This window comes from Collinsella sp. AM28-11LB (assembly GCF_003469895.1).
Taxonomy (GTDB): domain Bacteria; phylum Actinomycetota; class Coriobacteriia; order Coriobacteriales; family Coriobacteriaceae; genus Collinsella.
This window is the reverse complement of the sequence record NZ_QSKJ01000002.1, coordinates 61,215-82,111: the sequence shown is the minus strand read 5'-3', so window position 1 is coordinate 82,111 and position 20,897 is coordinate 61,215. Positions and strand designations below refer to the sequence as shown.

The window sequence follows — 20,897 nt, the reverse complement described above, 5'->3', positions numbered from 1 at the left end:
AGGACTCAATACTTTAGCACACACATAGACGTCTATACCCAAAAAGAAAACTGGATATAGGCGAGAATACGCTGGTTGACCACAACATCTAGGCCTGTTCGGTGCCCGCGGTCTCCAAACCGATCAAACGGAACGGGTCCGCCACGCCGCCGATAGACTTTTGCAGCTCGCGTTGACGCTGCGAATCCTGCGCGGCCTGCACGGTCAGCGCGCGGCGGGCCTCATCATCGAGCGATCGATCCTGGCGCAGCTTGGCCTGTGCGGCACGCATGCGGCGCTTAATGGTGTAGAGCTCGAGCGTATCGAGCATGAACACGATGTTCGTCTCGGTAGGGTGTTTGCTCGTCGCGGAGATGCGCCCGGCACTCACAAGCGTTGCCGCCTCGGGACACACCGAGCGCGCCGCATCCATGCAGGTCGCAGGATCGGTACCCGGCGGCGTTGCCAGCACGGCCCACGCGATGGACTCGTGGCGCGGGTCGACCCACTCGATGGAACAGATGCGGTCAGCATACGTGCGGAACAGGTCGGGGTAGCTCGTGAGCATGGTCAGCAGCTCGCGCTCCCCTGCCAAGGACTTGCGCTCTAGATCGGTCAAAACCATAGGGAACGAGGCGTCTACCGGAGCACCGGCGGGCGCAGAGCCCATACCATCAGGCACGTCGATCGGCGGCAGGTCGTCGACGACCTCCACAGGAGCGGCACCGTAAGCATCGAGCGGGACATAGTCGTACGGCTCTTCCTCGACCGGCGCCGCTACTGCCGGCGTCGCGCCCGACGCCCAAGCACCACGAGATGTCCCCTGCAAACCAGACGACCGACCGCCCGCGCTACCAGATCGCTCGGCTTGCGCCCGCTGGCGTTCATAATTCTGCTCACGACGTCGTTCCGCATCTTCGCGCTTGGCGACATCGCGAAACACGCGACCCGAACTCGCGCGCACCGTCTCCAAATCCAAACCCAGCAGATCGGCAATCTGGATAAAGTACGTGTCGATCATATAGCTATCGCGCAGCGGATAGATAAGCGTCAGCGCATCTTCCAGCGCCTTGGCGCGACCGCCCGGCGTGGTGATGTCGCTCGCTTCCTGCAGCGAACGGTACACGAAGTCCATGAGCGGCTCGGCGGCGTCGATGCGCGCCTGCAGCTCCTTTCCGCCGTGCGCCGTGATGAACTCCATGGGATCGTTGCCGTCGGGCAGCACCACGCAGCGCAGGTCCATCGAATCCTGCTCGATAAACTGTATCGCGCGACGGGCGGCCTTCTGGCCCGCGGCATCGCCGTCAAACATATACACGATGCGCTTGGCAAAGCGGGTGAGCGTCTTGACGTGATGCTCCGTGAGCGCAGTGCCCAGCGTGGCGACGACGTTTTTAATCCCCGCCTCCCAACAGGCGATGCAGTCGGTATAGCCCTCTACCACGATAGCGGTATCCTGCGCGACGATAAACTCCTTGGCCCAATTAAAGCCGTAGAGGTTTCGCTTTTTATGAAACACGCTCGTCTCGGCGGTGTTGAGGTACTTAGGTTGGCCGTCTCCCATGATGCGACCGCCAAAGGCGATGTTATGCCCCTGCTCATCAAAAATGGGAAACATCACGCGGTCGTAGAAGCGGTCGGCAAGCTGCCCGCGCCCGCGACTCACAGCCACGTTGGCGTCGATCATCTCCTGCGGAGTAAAGCCCGCCTGCGACAGATGAGCCACCAGCATGTTACGACCCGGTGCAAAGCCCAGGCAGTAGCGGCGGCAGACGTCGCCACCCATGCCGCGGCTGGCGAAGTACTCACGTGGACGGCCGTCCTTACCGCGCATAAGCATGGTGTGGTAGAACTGGGCGGTCTGGGCGCACAGATCGTAGATTCGGGCACGCTTAGTACCGCGCTCGCGGCGGTCTCCGGTGTCGTGCAGCTCAATACCCGCGCGATCGGCTAAATAACGGATTGACTCGGGAAAGCTCAGGTTCTCGCGCTTCATGATATAGGTGAAGACGTCGCCGCCCTCGCCACATCCAAAGCAGTGCCACACCTGCGTGGCAGGGATAATGTGAAACGACGGGGTCTTTTCGCCATGGAAGGGGCAGCAGCCCCAAAACTCATGGCCGCGGGGCTTGAGCTCAACCGTTTCCTGCACGATGGCTACCAGATCGGACGCAGCGCGGACCTGGTCTTTCTCCTCATCGCTAATCACGGATACTCACCCCCTGCTCACCCAAGTTATGACGGATATCATCGATATTACCCTCGACGGTCGCGATCAACTCGTCCAGGGAATCGAACACGCGTGACGGACGCAGCCAGCGCGTAAACGCCAGCGAAACGGAAGCGCCGTACAGGTCGCCCGTATACCCAATTAAGTTGGCTTCGAGATGCGCAGATGCCGCATCGTCGGCATACGTTGGCGGCAGGCCGACGTTGACAGCAGCGGGCCGCACGGTGTCATCGACCAGCACCAGACCCTCATACACGCCATCGGCAGGCACCTGAATGCCGCTGGGAACCTGCAGGTTTGCCGTGGGAAAGCCCATGCCAGAACCCTCGTGACGGCCGTGAATAACACCGCCACGCACCATATACGGGCGGCCGAGTAACCCAGCAGCAAGCCCCACATGGCCCTGTCCCAGCTCGTGACGAATGCGGGTGGCGCAAATGGCCTCACCGCCCTCGCAAAGCAGGTCGTGACCATACACGTCAACGCCGCGCTCGGAACCCCAGACGCGCATCTCGGCAACACCAGAAGCACCGCCGCGACCCAGCCTAAAGTCGCTGCCAACGCGAATCGAACGAATGTCGACCACGCGTGACAACAGTGCGAGAAAACCGACATGGTCGAGTGCCGCAACCTCAGGCGTAAAGGGAACGGCCACCACTGCATCGACCCCGGTTTGAGCCAAGGCATGCAGACGGTCGGCCGTCGTCATCAATTTTTGAGCGGGTGAAGGGCTCACGACAACGTCCGGGTCGGGATCGAAGGTAACTACGACCGCTTTGCAGCCATGGGCACGGGCATCACGGACGAGCGCCGCAATAAGCTCCTGGTGTCCACGGTGCACACCATCGAACACGCCGATGGCGATGGAGGCAGCACCCAAGTGCTCGCACTCATCAAACACATCGGCAGTAACGATGCGAGCCTCGTCCGACTCGCCCGCGAAAAAGATACGCGCGAGCTCGCGAGCGGAAAACATCATCGAACACCGCCGATTGCCTGCGGAAACACGTGATCCATGACAAAGCGGCCACTCTCAATGCGGGCGAGCGCCTTGAGCCCGCCATCGAGCACCAGCGCGAACGGCGCCTTCGAGGAATCGAAATTGACAAGCGCACGCTCAACGGGAATGCGTCGGCCGCAGAGCAGGTCGTCGGCAAGATTGCCCGGCAAGTCAACACGCGTGGCGCCCAGGGCCGCAATGGGATCCAGGGCAAAGCCAGCCGCGGACTCGGGAGAAAGCTCCTCGACCGCATGACAAGCGCCAATGGAAACAACACCGGAGGCCGTGCGGCGCAACGCGGAAATGTGCGCGGCGCTCTCACAGGCGCGGCCCAAGTCGCGAGCGAGCGCACGGATATAGGTGCCCTTGCTCACCGAGAACGCCACGGTCCACACACACGTATCACCTTCGCCGCCCACGGCGATCAGGTCGGCGGCATAGACCTCGACGGGACGCGGAGGTAAGTCCACCGCATTGCCCTCTCGAGCAGACTTGTAGGCGCGAACGCCATTTACCGAGATAGCCGAAAAAGCCGGCGGCACCTGCATCTGCGGGCCCAACATGGCGGCCAAGCGCTCGCGGGCATAGGCCGGATCGCGCAGCTCGGGTGCAACGGGCACCGTGCGGACCGCCTCGCCCTCCGCATCATCGGTATTGGTCTCGGCACCAAACGAGATGTCGGCGACGTAGCTTTTGGTATCGAGCGTGAGCATGCCCAGCAGACGGGTGGCTTGGCCTACACCCACCACCATGACACCCGATGCCATGGGGTCGAGCGTGCCGGCATGGCCGACGCGCCGCTCATGGAGGGCGCGCCGGCATTGCGAAACCACATCGTGGGACGTGCAGCCCACCGGCTTATCGACAGCAAGCAGCATATTCAGTTGAGAAGGTGTACGACGAGCCATGTACCATCCAAAAAGTTAAAGCTCGACGGTCACCGAAGCGGGATCCTCCCCCACCAGCTCGGCCAGCATGGGAAGTGCCACGGTAAGCGTCTCGAGAATCGTTCCGTTGTTGGAGAAACCGGCGGCAGCGGGATGTCCGCCACCGCCAAAAGCAGCAGCGATCTCGGATACGTTGAGGTCGCCCTTGGAGCGCAGGTTGCCGCGCACCTTGGTATCGCCCTCAATGCCCTTCAGGAACAGGCAGACCTCGACGCCCATCACCGAGCGCACCACGTCAACTAGGCCGTCACACTCATCCGAGGTGACACCGCAAGCCTCAAGGTCACTCTGGTACGCGTAGCTATACGCGACGCGTCCGTGGGCCACCGTCTTGATGCGGCCCATAACGATGGACTTGAGGTGCAAAAACTCAACGCGCATGCTCTGGTAGACCTCGAGCGCAACACGGGCCGGATCGGCACCGTGAGCAACCAGACGCGAGGCCGCATGGAATGCGGCGGCATCGGCGTTTTGGTACTGAAAACGACCGGTGTCGGTGACTAGGCCACACAGCAGACAGGTGGCGACGCCATCACGTGCGACAATGCCGCAATTGTCCAAGAAGCGGTCGATAATCATAGCGCAGGCTGCAGCTTCGACGCGTCTCAGGCTGAGCTCGGCAAACTCCTCGCGCGCCGGATGGTGATCGAAGCACACCACATGCTTGGAGCGGCGAAGCACCTCGGCGGAATTATTGAGGCGCTCGACGACCGGTACGTCCACCGAGATGAACAGGTCAGGATTGCCGGTGTACGCAGATGCCGGCACCAGGCGATCGGAGCCTTCCATAAAGCGGTAGATGCGCGGAACCGGGTCATCGTCTGCCAGCAGCAGGGCAATGTCCTTGTTGGGGAAAAACTTCATAAGCGAGAGGCCCAGACCCAGCACGGAGCCCAGGGCGTCGCCATCGGGGGAAGTGTGTCCCGAAATCGCAATGGAGGACGCATCCTCGATGAGCTCGAGGATGCGTCGCTGAATATCTGCAGACTCGCACGAGGCGAGGTCGGCGGAATTAGTCATCTAAAGCTGCCTCCTGGGCGGCATCCGCTATGGGGTAGCCGTCCTCGTCCTTTTCGATCGCAAGCGTGGCGGGAACGTTTTCCAGCGCACGCGTGATGCGCTCGGCCTCATCGGTCGAGCGATCGATGCGAAAATCGAGCTCGGGCGTAACACGCCAATCGAGCGAGCGAGCCAACAGGCTGCGAATACGGCCCTTGGCGCTTGCGAGCGCCTCCATGACCTCATCGTAGCGGCTCGCATCGCACGACACGTACACGCGCGCGAACGAACGGTCCACCGCGACCTCGACCGCGGTCAAAGTAACCAGGTCGAGACGCGGATCGGAAACCTCAAAGAGCAGGATATAACCGAGCTTCTCGCGAAGCTGCTCGCCCAGACGGCGGGTTGCCTGCGTTTGCTTCATAGCGCTACCCCCTACTCGGTACGGGCAACCTGGTCGATGCGGTAACCCTCGATCTGGTCGCCGGGCTTGATGTCCTGGAAGTTCTCCAGGCCAATGCCGCCCTCGGAACCACTCTTGAGGCTCTTGGCCTCGTCCTTGTAGTGGCGCATCGAGGCGATCTTGCCGTTAAAGACCACGATGCCGTCGCGCACCAGACGCACGGAATCGGTCGCGGCGATCTCGCCCTCTTCGACGCGGACACCGGCGGCGATACCGACTTTGGGCACCTTGAAGGTGTCCAGGACGGTCGCGGTACCCGTGGAGACCTCGACCTCGGTGGGCTTGAGCATGCCGATACGGGCAGCGTCGAGCTCCTCGAGGCACTTGTAGATGACATCGTAGCAACGGATCTCGACGCCCTCGCGCTCCGCAGCGGAGCGGGCCTTACCGTCGGGACGGACACCAAAGCCGATGATGATGGCGTTGGAGGCGTCGGCCAGGACGACGTCAGTCTCGTTGATGGCACCGACTGCGGAGTGGATCGTGTTGATGCGCACCTCGGACTGGTCCATCTTGTCGAGCGAGTCCTGAAGGGCCTCGATAGAACCCTGAACGTCGGCCTTGATGATCAGGTTGAGCTCCTTGACCTCGGCGTCGGCAATGGTCTCGAAGAGGTTCTCGAGCGTGACGTGCTTAACGCGACTCTGTTCCTCGATACGGGCCTTGAGCGAACGCTCGTCGGCAAGGGCGCGAGCCTCGCGCTCGTCCTCGAACACGCGGAACTCATCACCGGCGTTGGGCACGGACTGAAGACCCAGAATCTCGACGGCGTCGGAAGGACCGGCCTCGGTGACGGCGTTGCCCTTCGGGTCGAGCATGGCGCGGACGCGGCCGTAGGTAAGGCCGGCGACCAGCGTATCGCCCACGTGCAGGGTACCGCGGGTGACGAGCACCGTGGCAACCGAGCCGCGACCCTTGTCGAGCTTGGCCTCGAGGACGTTGCCGGAGGCAAAGGTGTCGGGATTGGCCTTGAGCTCGAGCACGTCGGCCTGGAGCAGCACGGTCTCGAGCAGATCATCGATACCAATCTTCTGCTTGGCCGAGATGTTGACGAACATGTTCTGTCCGCCCCACTCCTCGGGGATGATGCCGTACTCGGTGAGCTCTTGGCGCACGCGGTCGGGGTTGGCACCCGGCTTATCGATCTTGTTGACGGCGACGACGATGGGTACGCCGGCGGCCTTGGCGTGGTTGATCGACTCGATGGTCTGGGGCATGACGCCGTCGTCGGCAGCCACGATCAGAATGACGATGTCGGTCACCTTGGCACCACGGGCACGCATGGCCGTAAAGGTGGCGTGGCCCGGGGTATCGATGAAGGTGATCTTGCGGTCGTTAATCATGACCTGCGAAGCGCCGATGGCCTGGGTAATGCCGCCCGCCTCGCCGGCAGCGACGCCGGTGTGACGGATGGCGTCGAGCAGCGACGTCTTACCGTGGTCGACGTGGCCCATGACGGTGACGACCGGTGCGCGCGGCTTAAGGTCGGCGGGATCGTCGTAGAACGAGAAGGTGTTCTCCTCCTCGGGGGTGATGATCTTGATCTGACGACCCAGGTCGTCGGCAACGAGCTCGACGAGGTCGTCGGACATGGACTGCGTCATGGTGAGCGGCGTACCCAGCAGGAACAGGCGCTTGATGATATCGTTGGCCGGAACGTCAAGCGCCTCGGCGAGCTCCTGGACCGTAACGCCCTGGGAGACCTTGATGGCATCGAGCTCCTCGGGGTTCACGCCCTGGGCCAATGCCTCCTCTATCTTGCGCTCCTCCTGAGCCTTTGCAGCCTCGCGCTCGCGCTTCTCCTTGCGCTTCTTGCGGCGACCGGTGGACTCGCGAGAGGCCTCCTCGACGGCGGCACGGGCCTCCTCGAGCACCTTCTCGCGGCTGTACTCCTCGGCCTCGCGAGCCATGCGGCTGTAGTGGTCCTCTTCGTTGTTGTGACCGCCCTTGCGCTTCTTACCCTTGCCCTGCTTGTCGGGGTTGGGGAAGTCCATGCCGGCAGCGACGTTGTTGCTGGCGTTGGTGCGATGGCTGTGCGGGCGGCTCTCGGAGACGTTGCGCTCGGAGTTGTTGTCGGAGGCGTTGCGGTCGTTGCGACGGCCACCGCGGCGGTCGTTGTTACCGCCACGACGGTTACCGCGCTCGGCGGCGCGCTCGGCCTTGGCCTTGTCCTCGGCGTCCTTCTTCTCCTTGAGCACGGTCTCCTGTGCGGCGATCTGGTCGAGCAGCGAACGGAAGCGCGAACCGGAGTCCGAAGCGGGAACGGCGCGGCGCTGAGCCTCGCGGGCAGCCTCCTCCTTCTCGCGGGCAAGGCGCTCCTGCTCGGCCTTCTTCTTGGCCTCGGCCTCGGCGCGCGCAGCCTCCTCGGCAGCCTGGGCTGCGGCAAACTGGCGGCGCTCCTCCTCGCGGGCCTTCTCGGCGGCGATGCGCTCGCGCTCGGCCTCGGCGGCGCGAGCGGCCTCCTCGGCGGCGGCAGCCTCCTCCTCGGCCTGCTTGGCGGCCTCGACTTCCTGGGCGCGGGCCTCGATCACCGAGGCTAGCTGCTTGCGGACCATAGCGACATAAGCGTCCTCCAAGGTGGAGGAAGCGGACTTAGCGGGAATCTTCATATCGGCGAGATGACCCATCAGTTCCTTGGAGGTCATGCCGAACTCTTTGGCCAGGGTGGACACACGGACTTTTGCCATATGACTTCACCTACCCTTTCTGGCACCTTGGGTGCCTAGAGACTGAACGAGCGTGGGAGACGCGCCGGGACCCGCCCGGCGCGACCGCGCGCTAGATCAGGTCCTCCGCATCATCGAAGGCGTCGGTGTCATGGACACCGCAGAAACGGGAGCCGGGACGAGCCTGGTTGCGGCACTGGATGCCGTCCTCGGACACGTACTCGCAGCGGCGGACGTCCTCGTCCTCCTCGTCACCGATCAGGTCGGCGGCGGGCTCCTCGTGAACGGGAACGTTCTTGAGGATGTCGGCGGCAAGCGTCTCGGACTTGATATCGATGTGCCAGCCGGTCAGGCGCGCGGCGAGGCGGGCGTTCTGGCCCTCCTTGCCGATGGCGAGGGACAGCTGGTCGTCGGGCACGATGACGCCGGCGTAGGCCTTCTCCTCGTCGATGAGGACGCGGGTGACCTTAGCGGGCGAAAGGGCGTTGGCGACGTAGACGGCAGGATCGGCATCCCACAGGATGACGTCGACGCGCTCGCCACGGAGCTCGCCCACGACAGCGCGAACACGGCTGCCCTTGGGGCCGACGCAGGCGCCCACGGGATCCAGACGATCGTCGAGCGAGTGGACGGCGACCTTGGAGCGCTGGCCGGGCTCGCGGGCGATCGACTTGATCTGGACGGTGCCCTCATAGATCTCGGGCACCTCCTGCTCAAACAGACGACGCATGAGCTCGGGGTGGGTACGAGAGATGACAATCGGCGGACGGCTGTGTTCGCCGCGAACAGGCTGCAGGTTGGAGTTGGGGTCGCGAACGTCGATGATCACGGCCTTGATGTGCTGGTTGTGCAGGTAGCGCTCGCCCATCGGACGCTCGTTGCGCTCGTTCTCATAACGACGCTGGTCAAAGTGCGGAAGCTCGGCCTCGACGCCCTCGCGAATCTTGACGATCGTAAAGTCGGGGGTGGACTGCAGCACGGTACCGCTGATGAGGTCGCCGATGCGGCCGGAGAACTCCTCGTAGATCTGCTCGCGGGCGGAGTTGCGAACGATGGCGTTGATCTCGGCCTTGGCGTGCTGGGCGGCGATGCGGCTCGTGTTCTTGGGAGTGACGTCGATCTCCTCGAACTCGGTGAAGTTGCCCTCCTCGTCCATGGAATCGTCGATCGGCTCCAGGCGGTAGACATAGATCTTGCCGGTGGTGCGGTCGATGGTCACCTTGGCGCCCCACTCAAGATGCAGGATCTCGGCGTAGCTCTTGGCGAGCGACTGCTCCAGGCGGTCGATCAGGTAGAGCTGGTCGATGTGCTTCTCCTGGCAAAGCTCCATCAGGGCGGACATCATGTCGGATGCTGCCATCTTACTTTCCTTCCTTCGCGGGCTTGAAGTCATAGGTGGGCTTCAACTTGCACTTTTTAACATCAGTGAAATCGAGGGTGACGGACTCGCCGTCCTCGAGATCGAGGGTCACGTTCGTCTCGGTCGCGGCGGCAATCTTGCCGGAGTACTTGCGACGGCCCTCGGTGGCGGTGGAGGTGAGCTCGCAGTCCTCGCCCACAAAGCGGGCAAAGTCGCGCGGACGGCGCAGCGGGCGCGCCATACCCGGGCTCGACACCTCGAGCGTGTAGCTCGAAGAAATGGGGTCGAGCTCCTCGATCACATCGCCGACCCACTTGGTGTTGGCTGTGACGTCGTTGAGGGACAGGCTCTGACCCTCGGCACCCTCGATACGCACACGCACGCAGGGGGCCTTGGTGGCACCCACGAGCTCGACGTCGACGATGTCGACATCGTGCTGGGGAGCCACGGCCTCGAGCGCGTCGATGATCGCCTGCTCGGTCTTGGTCTTGACCATTGCGGCACCTCCATCCATACAAAAAAGAAGCGGGGCCGAGACCCCACTTCTTTCAATTACAACTTCATTTGCAAGCAAACTATACCAATACCTGCGGAAACACGCAAGTGCCACAGAAACCCGCAGGTCAGCGTGCCCACAGCATCTCCACAAGAATAAGACAATTGACCGCGGTCTCGAGTGAACGACAATAAGACGAGGGACGACCCAACCGGATCGTCCCTCGTCTTTTACACGTCAGCTGCGCATGCGGCGTTTACTTGACCACCAGGTTGACCAGCTTGCCGGGCACGCAGATGGCCTTGACAACGGTCTTGCCCTCGGTCCACTTGGCGACAGCGGCCTCGGCGGCAGCCTGCATCTCCTCGTTGGAGGCATCGCGGGCTACGTCGATGCGGCCACGAACCTTGCCGAGCACCTGCACGACAATCTGCACCGTGTCCTCGATGGACTCGGCCAGGTCGAACTCGGGCCAGGCGGCGGTGTAGGCGTTGCCCTCGCAGCCGAGGGCCTCGTGCCACAGCTCGTCGGCCCAGAACGGGCAGATGGGGGCAAGGACGCTCACGATGTCCTTAGCCACGCCATAGCACAGCGCCTTGTCGCGCGATGCGCCCTCGGTGGCGTTAAGGTAGGCGCTCGCCGCGTTGACGAGCTCCATGACGGCCGAGATCGCGGTGTTGAACTGGCCGCGGTCAAAGTCCTCAGTGCACTTAGCGATGGTGCGGTGACGCTCGCGATAGAGCTTCATCGCAACCTCGTCGAGCGCAGACTTGTCGAAGGCCACGTTGGCGTCGCCGAACTGGACGAGCTGCCACACGATACGCCAGGCGCGCTTGATAAAGCGGTTGGCACCCTCGACGGCCTTGGGATCCCAGTCGAAGTCCTTCTCGGGCGGGGCGATAAACAGGATCGCCAGACGCATGGTATCGGCGCCGTAGGGCTCGATAACCGAGCTCGGGGGCACAACATTGCCCTTGGACTTGGACATGGTGTCGCCGTTTTCGTCCTTGACCATGCCCTGGCACAGCAGGTTGGTGAAGGGCTCGTCCACGCTCAGCAGACCCAGGTCGCGCAGCGCCTTGGTAAAGAAGCGGCTGTAGAGCAGGTGCAAAATAGCGTGCTCGATGCCGCCGATGTAGTTATCGACGGGCATCCAACGGTCGGCAGCTTCCTTGGAGAAGGGCAGTTCGGTGTTGTGCGGGTCGGTATAGCGCAGGTAATACCAGCTGGAGCAGGTGAAGGTGTCCATGGTATCGGTCTCGCGCTTGGCCGGGCGGCCGCAGACCGGGCAGGTGGTCTCGTAGAACTCCTTGCACTCGGCAAGGGTCTCGCCGGCGCCCAGGTCAAGGTTCTCGGGCAGCGTCACCGGCAGCTGATCCTCGGGCACGGGCACGATGCCGCAGTGCTCGCAGTGGATGGCCGGGATGGGGTTGCCCCAATAGCGCTGGCGGCTGATGAGCCAGTCGCGCAGGCGGAACTCGACCTTGCGACGGCCGCAGCCCATGGCCTCGAGGTCGGCCACGATGGCAGCCTCGCCCTCGGAGTGCTTACCGCCACGCATGCCGGTGTACTTGCCCGACTGCACCAGCGTGCCCTCGGCGGCATGGGCGCAATCCCAGTCGACGGTCTCGGCATGGAAGGTGTCGATGGTCTCACCGCTGGCCTCGACGGCAGCGCGATCCTCATCGTCCAGAATGATCGGCACGATCGGCAGATCGTACTTGCGGGCGAACTCAAAGTCGCGCTGGTCGCCGCAGGGAACGGCCATAACGGCACCGGTGCCGTAGTCGGCCACGACGTAGTCGGCAACCCATACGGGGATCTTCTCGCCGTTGACGGGGTTCACCACGTAGCGACCCGTAAAGGCGCCGTGCTTCTCGAGGGTGCCCTGGGCGCGCTCGACGGCAGAGATATGCTTGGAGTCCTCGACGATCTTGGTGACGGCTTCCTCGTACTGAGTGCCCTCGACGAGCTCGTGCAGACGAGCGTACTCGGGAGCGAGGACAAAGAAGGAAGCACCAAAGAGCGTGTCGGCGCGCGTAGTGAAGACGGTGATCTTGCCCTCGTCGCCCTCGATGGGCTCGCCATCGGCATCGCACAGGGTAAAGTCGACCTCGGCGCCCTCGGAGCGGCCGATCCAGTTAGCCTGCATCTGCTTGACGCGCTCGGGCCAACCGGGGAGCTTCTCCAAGTCATCGAGCAGCTCCTGGGAGTACTCGGTGATCTTGTAGTACCACTGCTCGAGGTCACGCTTCTCGGGCTCGGTGCCGCAGCGCCAGCACTTGCCCTCGGTTACCTGCTCGTTGGCCAAAACGGTCTTGCAGGTGGGGCACCAGTTGACCGGATTCTTCTTGCGGTAGACCAGGCCCTTTTCCCACATCTTCTCAAAGATCCACTGACCCCAGCGATAGTAGTCGGGGCTGCAGGTTTTAACGGTACGATCCAGATCGTAGGAGAAGCCCATGCGCCTCATCGTGGCGAGCGCCTGGTCCATGTTCTTATACGTCCAGGCGGCAGCCTGCGTGTTGTGCTTGATGGCGGCGTTCTCGGCAGGCAGACCAAAGGCGTCAAAGCCGATGGGATGCAGCACGTCAAAGCCGCGCATGCGGGCCTGACGGGCCATGGCATCGCCGATGGTGTAGTTGCGCGCGTGGCCCATGTGCAGGTCGCCCGACGGATATGGGAACATCTCGAGCACGTACTTCTTGGGCTTGGTGGCATCGGTGTCGACGGCAAAGAGGTTCTCGTCGTCCCACGCCTTCATCCACCGGGACTCAATGGCCTGCGCGTCGTAAGCAGGGATCTCGTCCTTATGATCTGTGCAATCGCACATATCAGCTCCTTTAATCTTTGCTGGGGTCGGACGGCTTAGCTTTATTCGCTACTGCGGACAGTCCTGCGCAAGACGAAGAGCACATTAAGTGCTCTTCTTTGCGTGCGGAACTTGTAGCGAACAAAGCCAAGCCGCCCGACCCTAAGGTTAACTTGGTTGATGATAGCAAATACAACAAGCGAGATGCCTGCGACTTGCGGGCATCTCGCTTTATCTAAATAACGTGGTTGCGAGTCAACCGTTATTTGTTACCCGTCCTAGTATGAACGGGTTTTCCAGGTGCCGCAGATTGGGCCGAAAGAGGAGCGACGCGTACTTTGGTACGCGAGCGACGGTTTGAGGCCCAAGATGCGGTGCCTGGGAAAGCCGCCTAGCGGTACGTGACGCTCTGCTGGGAATCCTTGACAACAACGTCGTGGGCTCCGCCTTCGACGATCGAGGTCGAGCTTACCAGCGTCAGGCGCGCCTTTTCCTGGAGCTCGGGGATCGAGAGGGCACCGCAGTTGCACATCGTGGACTTGACCTTGTAGAGCGTGCCGCCCACGCCGTCCTTGAGGGAGCCGGCGTAGGGAACGTAGGAGTCGACGCCCTCGACGAAGCTAAGCTTCGCGGCGCCGCCCAGGTCGTAGCGCTGCCAGTTGCGGGCACGCGCAGAGCCCTCGCCCCAGTACTCCTTCATGTACTGGCCGTTGACGTTGACGCGCTCGGTCGGGCTCTCGTCAAAGCGGGCGAAGTAGCGGCCCAGCATCATAAAGTCGGCACCCATGGCAAGGGCGAGCGTCATGTGGTAGTCGTAGACGATGCCACCATCGGAGCACACGGGCACATAGACGCCGGTCTCCTCGTAGTACTCGTCGCGGGCGCGGCAGACGTCGATCAGCGCGGTGGCCTGGCCACGACCGATACCCTTGGTCTCGCGGGTGATGCAAATGGAGCCGCCGCCGATACCGACCTTGATGAAGTCGGCACCGCAGTCGGCCAAGAAGCGGAAGCCTTCGGCGTCGACGACGTTGCCGGCACCGACCTTGACGTCCTCGCCGTAGTTGGCACGAATCCACTCGATGGTACGCTTCTGCCACTCGCTGAAGCCCTCGGAGGAGTCGATGCACAGGACATCGGCACCGGCCTCGATAAGCAGCGGCACGCGCTCGGCATAGTCGCGGGTGTTGATACCGGCGCCGACCATGTAGCGCTTATCGCCGTCGAGCAGCTCGTTGGGGTTGGTCTTGTGGCTGTCGTAGTCCTTGCGGAAGACGATGCCCATGAGGTGATCGTTGTCGTCGACGATCGGCAGGGCGTTGAGTTTGTTGTCCCAGATGACGTCGTTGGCAACCTTGAGGCTGATGTTCTTGTCGCCCACGATGAGCTGCTCACGCGGGGTCATGAACTCGGAGACCTTCTTTTGGTGATCATCGCGGCTGGGGCGATAGTCACGGCTGGTGACGATACCCACGAGCTTGCCCTTGGGGGTGCCATCGTCGGTAACCGGCATAGTGGAGTGACCGGTCTTTTCCTTGAGGGCGATGACCTGCTCCATAGTCATGTCGGGGGTCAGCGTGGAATCGGACTGGACAAAGCCGGCCTTGTGATCCTTGACGGCTTTGACCATGGCGGCCTCGGACTCGGGGGTCTGGGAACCGTAAATGAAGGACAGGCCACCCTCGGTAGCGAGCGCGACACCCATGTCGACGCCCGAGACGGACTGCATGATGGCGGAAACCATGGGGATGTTCAGGGTGATTGCCGGCTTCTCACCGCGCTTAAAACGGGTCAGCGGCGTCTTAAGAGAGACGTTGTTGGGGATGCACTGCGAGGACGAGTAACCAGGGACCAGCAGATACTCCGAAAACGTGTGGGACTCACCGGGAAAGAACGTAGCCATGTTTCTCCTTTTTCCATGCGACCGGTCGGCTGCAGGCCTCGTAGGACCCAGCCCAACCTTGGGCGCCCAATACTGGGGAAGTATCTTAACGCACTTTGACTGCTACAAAGCATGAATTAAGAAGAGCACACGAGGGCTTGACGCAGGCTTTGTGTTTGCCCAGCAAACACTTTAGCGGGGAGACGTGGAGCATATGGAGTACAAGACTACGGCGCGACTGGTCATTCAATCGTGCGACAACGATCTGCCGGGCGTGTTCGGCCACGGCTGCGTCTTGCTGCTGCAGGGTATCGCCCGCGAGCACTCGCTCAACCGCGCCGCCAAAAGCATGGGCATAGCGTATTCCAAGGCCTGGCGCATCATAAATGAGGCCGAAGGACAGCTGGGTTGCAAGCTCATCGAGCGCGACGGCGCCCGCGGATCCACGCTCACCCCCGCCGGCGAGCGAGCCGTAGCGGTCTACGAGGGCCTGCAAGCAGAAATCAACCAAGCGATCGCCACCAAGGCCAACGACCTCATCGCCAGCATCAAAGAGTAGCTAATTTGGGACGGGGCTTTTTTAGCTACCCATCCAGAGCATTCTTGACTCATAGCCAAAAATTGACATTGGGTAGCTAAAAAAGCCCCGTCCCAAATTAGCTACTTGCGGAGGGCGTGGTCTAGGGTGGCCGCTACTGCCAGAGGATCGTCGATGCCGGCGAAAAGGCGGATGGTACTCCCCTGCTTGCCGCGTGGAGCAGAAAGGCGCGTCGCGGCGCCGCCGGCGGGCGATGTGCGAAACTCCCCCGGCAAAGCCTCGAACAGCTCACCCGCGCTGCGATCGATAAGGTCAAATTCGACTGCCGGACCAAAGCCGTGCTCGAGGATTCCCGTTGCAACTGCATGATCGGGATGCGAACTCAGCCCGGGGTAACGCACATTGCGCACCATCTCGTTCGCAGCCAAATACTCTGCCAGCGCACGGGCGCGGTCAAAGTGCGATTGTATGCGAGCGTTGAGCGTCTCGAGCCCGCACTCCAGCACGTCGGCCTCATCAACAGTCAGATCAAGCACAGGCGCACCGCAGCCGGTAAGCAACGCATGCGCGCACTCGGCAGCGGTGTCCACACGATGCCGTTTGAGCTGCGAGCGCGCCACCGACGCCGTCACAAGCTTGCGCGGAGCCCCACCGGCACACACACGATCAAGGGCCTCGAGCGACAGCACGGCTCCCAAGCGCAGCGGATCGCACCCAAAGACGCTTGCCACAGTGTTATCCACCACGAGGAGTGCACGGGCAACACGAGCTGCGCGGCCCAGAGCACGAAGATCGGGCACGCGCAGGCCAAACCCGCCAATGGAGTTAACGAACCACCACAGATGCGGGCCCGCGACATCAAACGAAGCGTCAAAACCCACGGACGCGGCGTCAAACGCTGCAACCGACAGCTCCCCCACCAGCGCAACATCGCAGCCATCAAAGCCGTGAGCGAACGCATCGGTAAAGTCATCCGCAAATGCCACCAGGCGATCCCCTGGCTGCACAATCCCCAGCAACGACAGCGCTGCCGGCACATGCGAGGCCGTGAGCAACCGCGCTTCACGCGCGCCGGTCCTCAAAGCCCAGGCCTCTTCTAGCTGCTGTACGTCCACGCGGCACCGTCCCTTCATAAGCAAAAACCCACGATGCGGGTGTTCCCCGCATCGTGGGCAACGGCTGCAGTATAGCGCCGATAGACGACCAATCGCCTAGATATTGAGTACGTGGCAGGTCACGCTCGCACCCGGAGCGTCAACGGACACGCCATAGGCCTCCGGATAGATGCGCGTCGAAAACACGAGCGCGCCATCGTTCACAAACACCTCGACCGACGAGACATCGCCAACAACGCGCACGTTACGAACCTCGTTGACGGGCTCCCAGCGCACGGTACGACCGCAGCCGGCAGAAGCGCGGCCTTCATCGGCAAATCGCATCTCAAAGCGCGCGGGCAGCTCGCCCTCGGCGGGCACAAACGCAAGCTTCAGCTCGTCATCAACGGTCGCGGTAAACGCGTCGTTGACACCGTCGACAACAACGTCAAAGCAGGTATCGCCGGCAACCTCCAACGAGCCCACCCCCACACGCACCGAGGCATAATGGCGCTCGATCTCGCGCGCCGGCTGCTGCAGCACCACGCCGCCGGCACCGGCTGTAAGCTCACGCGGCACCGTCATGCAGTGCTGCCAGCCGCACACCACGGTGGGCGCGTTGCCATAGGTCGGCTCATCGGGCATGCCCATCCAGCCGATCAGCATGTGGCGACCGTCCTCGGCCGTGAACTCCTGCGGAGCATAGAAGTCAAAACCGGCGTCCCACAGGCGGAACTCGCCCAGCTCATAGGCACCGTCGCCGCCGGTAATGTCGCCTGTTACAGGCATGTAGCCAGCAGCGTATACGTTGCCGCGGTCCCAACGACCGCCTTCGAGCCCCTGAGGAGAGAAGGACAGGAACTTCACCGGCACACCGTCATCGGTCTTAAGCTCAAGATACCCCGGGCACTCCCACATAAAGCCGAAACGCTCGGGCGTAGACACACGGCTCTCGAGTTCCCAGCTCAACATATCGGCCGAGCCATACACCAGGATCTCGCCCACATCGCGCCCGGCACCCTCGCCGTGCATCGCACAAAAATGGCTTTCGATATGCGGTCCATCCACGCGACGACGGGCGCCCAGCACCATGTGATAATGCCCGTCCGCGTCACGCCACACCTTGGGATCGCGCACGTGGCAGGTCAAATCCTCGGGATAATCATCGGACGCCAGCACCACGCGCTTTTGGCTGAACTCCCGACCGGCAAGACCATCAATGCTCTCGACATAAACAGTATCGGCTCGTCGACCGGTATTGACGTAGTCGTACGTGCCGTCTGCATCGGAAAGCTTAACGTTGCCCGTGTACAGCACGCGAATGCGGCCGTCCTCAGCAAGCGCGGAGCCCGAATACACGCCATGGCAATCGAACGGCTCGTCGGGCAGCAGCGGGGCGCCAACGTAGTCCCACGTCATAAGGTCGCGGCTCGTCGCATGACCCCAGACCTTAACGCCACCCTCGACATCAAACGGCGCATATTGAAAATAAGCGTGGAACACGCCGCCCGCTTGGCAAAGACCGTTGGGGTCATTGAGCCAACCCGCCGGCGGCATAATATGGAAGTGCTGGCCATACGCGCCATGACCGCACTCAGAGGCGGCAGCGTCAACAGCGGCAACCAGCTTTGCAAGGTCGCGACCAAGTGCATTAGACATATCAAAGTCCTAACGGATCGAAAGTTACAAGGCACCAGATATCGGCACCAGATACGGGAAACGCCCGCGAGCATACAACCCGCGGGCACCCCCTCAATCAAAAGCCCTTAGGCCTGCTCGGAAGCCTTGGGCTCGTCCTTGTACAGGACAAACGAGACGCCAAAGGAAACCAGCGCGGCGACCGCAAACATGATCGCGTACTGCACGGGCTGGGCCAGGCACAGCAGGATACCGAAGATACCGGTAACGCCCGTGCCGGAGGCAGCCAGCGAGGTGAGCGCGCAGACCAGGGCACCGCAGCCGCCGCCGATGCAGCCGGCGATGAAGGGCTTAAAGAAGCGCAGGTTCACACCAAAGATGGCAGGCTCGGTAATGCCCATAAAGGCGGACAGAGCCGAAGGAAGCGCCAGGCCCTTGATCTTGGCATCGCGGGTCTTAAAGGCAACGGCAAGCGCGGCGCCACCCTGGGCGATATTGGCAGCGCTAGCGATGGGCAGCCAGTAGGTCACGCCGTACTGGGCGAGCTGGCCCAGGTCGATGGCGGTGTACATCTGGTGGATACCGGTAACGACCGTGGGGGCATAGAACAGGCCGACGATAAAGGAACCGATGCCGAAGGGCAGGGTCAGCAGGGTCTGGATCAGACCGAGGATGGCGTTCTCGGCCCAAACAAAGATGGGGCCGACGGCAACGAGCGTCACGAGCACGGTCACGAACACCGAGACAAGCGGGGTCACAAAGAGGTCGAACATCTCGGGGACAACCTTGTGGAGACGCTTCTCGAGGAAGGCGAGAATGGCGCAGGCGATAACGATGGGAATCACATGGCCCTGATAGCCGACCCACTCAAAGCTGTACACGCCGGGGATGACGGTGACCATGGTCTGCACGCCCTCGGAGGCAACCGTGTAGGCGCTCTGCAGCGAGGAGTTGATGAACGCACCGCCGACGACGGCACCCAGGTACGGGTTGGCGCCAAAGGCCTTGGCGGCGGAGTAGCCGATCAGGATCTGCAGAATGCCGAAGGACGTTCCCGAGACCAGGTCGGCGATCTTGTAGATAAAGTTATTGGTGTCGAGCGCGATAAAGCCGTTGGAGGCCATAAAGTTGAGGGCGCTCATGATTCCCAGCAGCAGGCCCGAAGCCACGATGGCGGGGATGATGGGGACAAAGACGTCGCCGAGCACCTTAATGGCACGCATAAAGATGTTCTGCTGCTGTGCGGCGGCCTCCTTGACCTCGGCCTTGGTGGCAGCCTCGACTCCGCTGAACGCAATGAACTCTTCGTAGACCTTGTTGACGGTGCCGGTACCAAAAATAATCTGGAGCTGGCCCTGGGCCTCAAAGACGCCCTTGGCGCCGTCGATATTCTCAAGGGCCTCCTTGTCGACCTTGGCGTTATCGGCAATCACCAGACGCAGACGCGTGGCGCAGTGTGCAGCCGAAACAACGTTGCCGGCGCCACCGATGTTGTCGAGCACCTCTTGGGCTGATTTACGGTAGTCCATGACTTCCCTTTCCTCCAACGGGTGCATTCGCACCCGGCCATCTTTGACACTTATACTGTAATCGTTTTCAGTTTCATAATTCTGTAATCGTTTTCATAATAGGGTGAACGGTAGGAAAAAGCCGGCGAAAGGTAGTTTTAAGGCAAAAACAGGCGACTCAGAGGCAGACAGACGTGCCCAAAACCTAGACATTCATAAGCTGATGGCCGAGCTTGAGCGTCTTGAGACCGCTCTCCCCCTCCACGCCATCGAGCGTGTTGAGCAACATATTGGTCGCCTCGACGCCACTGGTCAGGTAGCCATAGTGCACGGTGGGAATGCCGCCCGTCAGCGCGCGCAAAAACGCGTTGTCACCAAAACCGCTTACGCGGTGCATGCCCTCGCCCACGCCGCGAACCTCATCGATGGCACGCAGCGCGCCCGCCGCCATGGTGTCGGTCGCGCAGGCGATAAACGAAACATCGGGAGCGACGGAAAGCAGTTCACGCGCCGCACCATAGCCCGAGTCGAGCGTAAAAGACCCCTGGCGAATCAGGCTCGGATCAAGCGCCACGCCTGCGGCGCGCAAGCCAGCCTCAAAACCGCGACGGCGGTCATAGCCAGCAGCGCGGTCCTCCTCGGTAACTCCAATGTAGGCAATCTTGCCATCCACGCGACCCGCAAGCGCATGACCCAGCTCAAAGGCGGCCTCGTAGTCGTCGTGATAGACGCACGCCGCGCCCTCAACATTCTGACCGATCAGCACGATGGGCACGCGGCACGACTCAATCGCCCGGCGATGCTCGTCGGTAATCATGGTTGCCACCAGCACAATGCCATCGACCGGGTGGTTTTGGAATAAATCGAGGTATTCGAGCTCGCGATCGGCCGCGTTGTCGGTATTGGCAAGCAGCATCTGGTAGCCACGGCGACCGAGCACCTGGCCAATGCCGGCGGTAATGCGGCTCACGGATTCCGAGTTGATCTTAGGCACGATGACGCCGATGAGCTTGGTGGAACCGGTGCGCAGCGCGCGAGCCTGGCTGGACCGCACGTATCCGGTCAGCTCAATCGCCTGCTTAATGCGCTCGGCCTTGTCCGTCGAAATGTAGCCACCGTTGAGGTAGCGCGAGACGGCGGCGCTCGAAACGCCGGCCAGCTCGGCCACATCTTTCATCTTTACCACGAGTACCCCTGTCGTTGAAATCGCTTTCACCATGATACCCGTGAAGACGGCATGCGAACCAAATCGGCCCACTCAGGTCGAGCAAACGTCAGCGAGCGG

The 20,897-nt window shown here is 62.1% G+C and carries 15 protein-coding genes; 1 reads left to right on the top strand and 14 read right to left on the bottom strand.

Annotation, left to right across the window (positions count from 1 at the left end; translation table 11 throughout):
• Positions 1–88 precede the first annotated feature (88 nt).
• The 10 genes from dnaG to DW732_RS02250 all read right to left on the bottom strand — a co-directional run bounded on the left by dnaG (position 89) and on the right by DW732_RS02250 (position 14,855).
• Positions 89–2,188 (bottom strand): DNA primase, encoded by a 2,100-nt coding sequence (gene dnaG / locus DW732_RS02295; protein ID WP_118098492.1) that lies wholly within the window; start codon positions 2,186–2,188, stop codon positions 89–91.
• Complete coding sequence (ribF, locus tag DW732_RS02290; protein ID WP_233502180.1) at positions 2,181–3,188, bottom strand: riboflavin biosynthesis protein RibF; 1,008 nt, start codon at positions 3,186–3,188, stop codon at positions 2,181–2,183. Before ribF ends, dnaG begins: the two co-directional genes overlap by 8 nt.
• Positions 3,185–4,117 carry a tRNA pseudouridine(55) synthase TruB gene (gene truB / locus DW732_RS02285; RefSeq protein ID WP_118098490.1) on the bottom strand — a complete coding sequence of 311 codons (933 nt, stop codon included), beginning with the start codon at positions 4,115–4,117 and terminating at the stop codon, positions 3,185–3,187. Before truB ends, ribF begins: the two co-directional genes overlap by 4 nt.
• Positions 4,118–4,132: 15 nt before the next feature.
• Positions 4,133–5,176, bottom strand: coding sequence for a bifunctional oligoribonuclease/PAP phosphatase NrnA (locus tag DW732_RS02280; protein WP_089571696.1), 1,044 nt, complete (start codon positions 5,174–5,176; stop codon positions 4,133–4,135).
• Positions 5,169–5,579, bottom strand: a complete 411-nt coding sequence (gene rbfA, locus DW732_RS02275) for a 30S ribosome-binding factor RbfA (RefSeq protein ID WP_006234038.1) — start codon at positions 5,577–5,579, stop codon at positions 5,169–5,171. Before rbfA ends, DW732_RS02280 begins: the two co-directional genes overlap by 8 nt.
• An 11-nt stretch (positions 5,580–5,590) precedes the next feature.
• On the bottom strand, positions 5,591–8,305 hold the full coding sequence (infB, locus tag DW732_RS02270) for a translation initiation factor IF-2 (protein ID WP_117735032.1): 2,715 nt from the start codon (positions 8,303–8,305) through the stop codon (positions 5,591–5,593).
• Positions 8,306–8,396: 91 nt separating this feature from the next.
• On the bottom strand, positions 8,397–9,644 hold the full coding sequence (gene nusA / locus DW732_RS02265; protein WP_006234042.1) for a transcription termination factor NusA: 1,248 nt from the start codon (positions 9,642–9,644) through the stop codon (positions 8,397–8,399).
• A 1-nt stretch (position 9,645) separates the two neighbouring features.
• Complete coding sequence (gene rimP / locus DW732_RS02260; protein ID WP_118098488.1) at positions 9,646–10,140, bottom strand: ribosome maturation factor RimP; 495 nt, start codon at positions 10,138–10,140, stop codon at positions 9,646–9,648.
• A gap of 256 nt (positions 10,141–10,396) precedes the next feature.
• Positions 10,397–12,973: a leucine--tRNA ligase gene (leuS, locus tag DW732_RS02255; RefSeq protein WP_118098486.1), complete on the bottom strand. Its 2,577-nt coding sequence runs from the start codon at positions 12,971–12,973 to the stop codon at positions 10,397–10,399.
• A gap of 370 nt (positions 12,974–13,343) precedes the next feature.
• A complete protein-coding gene (locus DW732_RS02250) occupies positions 13,344–14,855 on the bottom strand; it encodes an IMP dehydrogenase (protein WP_117758167.1) in 1,512 nt (503 codons plus the stop codon).
• Between the two features lie 193 nt (positions 14,856–15,048).
• On the opposite strand from DW732_RS02250, the gene DW732_RS02245 reads away from it, so the two are divergent.
• Complete coding sequence (locus DW732_RS02245; RefSeq protein WP_118098484.1) at positions 15,049–15,393, top strand: winged helix-turn-helix domain-containing protein; 345 nt, start codon at positions 15,049–15,051, stop codon at positions 15,391–15,393.
• Positions 15,394–15,494: 101 nt separating this feature from the next.
• Here the strand turns inward: DW732_RS02245 and DW732_RS02240 are convergent, their stop codons facing one another.
• From DW732_RS02240 to DW732_RS02225, 4 genes are all read right to left on the bottom strand, one after another.
• Positions 15,495–16,487, bottom strand: a complete 993-nt coding sequence (locus DW732_RS02240; RefSeq protein ID WP_158567319.1) for a PLP-dependent transferase — start codon at positions 16,485–16,487, stop codon at positions 15,495–15,497.
• 96 nt (positions 16,488–16,583) lie between these two features.
• Positions 16,584–18,125, bottom strand: a complete 1,542-nt coding sequence (locus tag DW732_RS02235) for a glycoside hydrolase family 32 protein (RefSeq protein WP_118098480.1) — start codon at positions 18,123–18,125, stop codon at positions 16,584–16,586.
• 107 nt (positions 18,126–18,232) lie between these two features.
• Complete coding sequence (locus tag DW732_RS02230; RefSeq protein WP_118098478.1) at positions 18,233–19,633, bottom strand: PTS transporter subunit EIIC; 1,401 nt, start codon at positions 19,631–19,633, stop codon at positions 18,233–18,235.
• Positions 19,634–19,817: 184 nt separating this feature from the next.
• Positions 19,818–20,789 (bottom strand): LacI family DNA-binding transcriptional regulator, encoded by a 972-nt coding sequence (locus tag DW732_RS02225; RefSeq protein WP_233539337.1) that lies wholly within the window; start codon positions 20,787–20,789, stop codon positions 19,818–19,820.
• Positions 20,790–20,897: the final 108 nt, after the last annotated feature.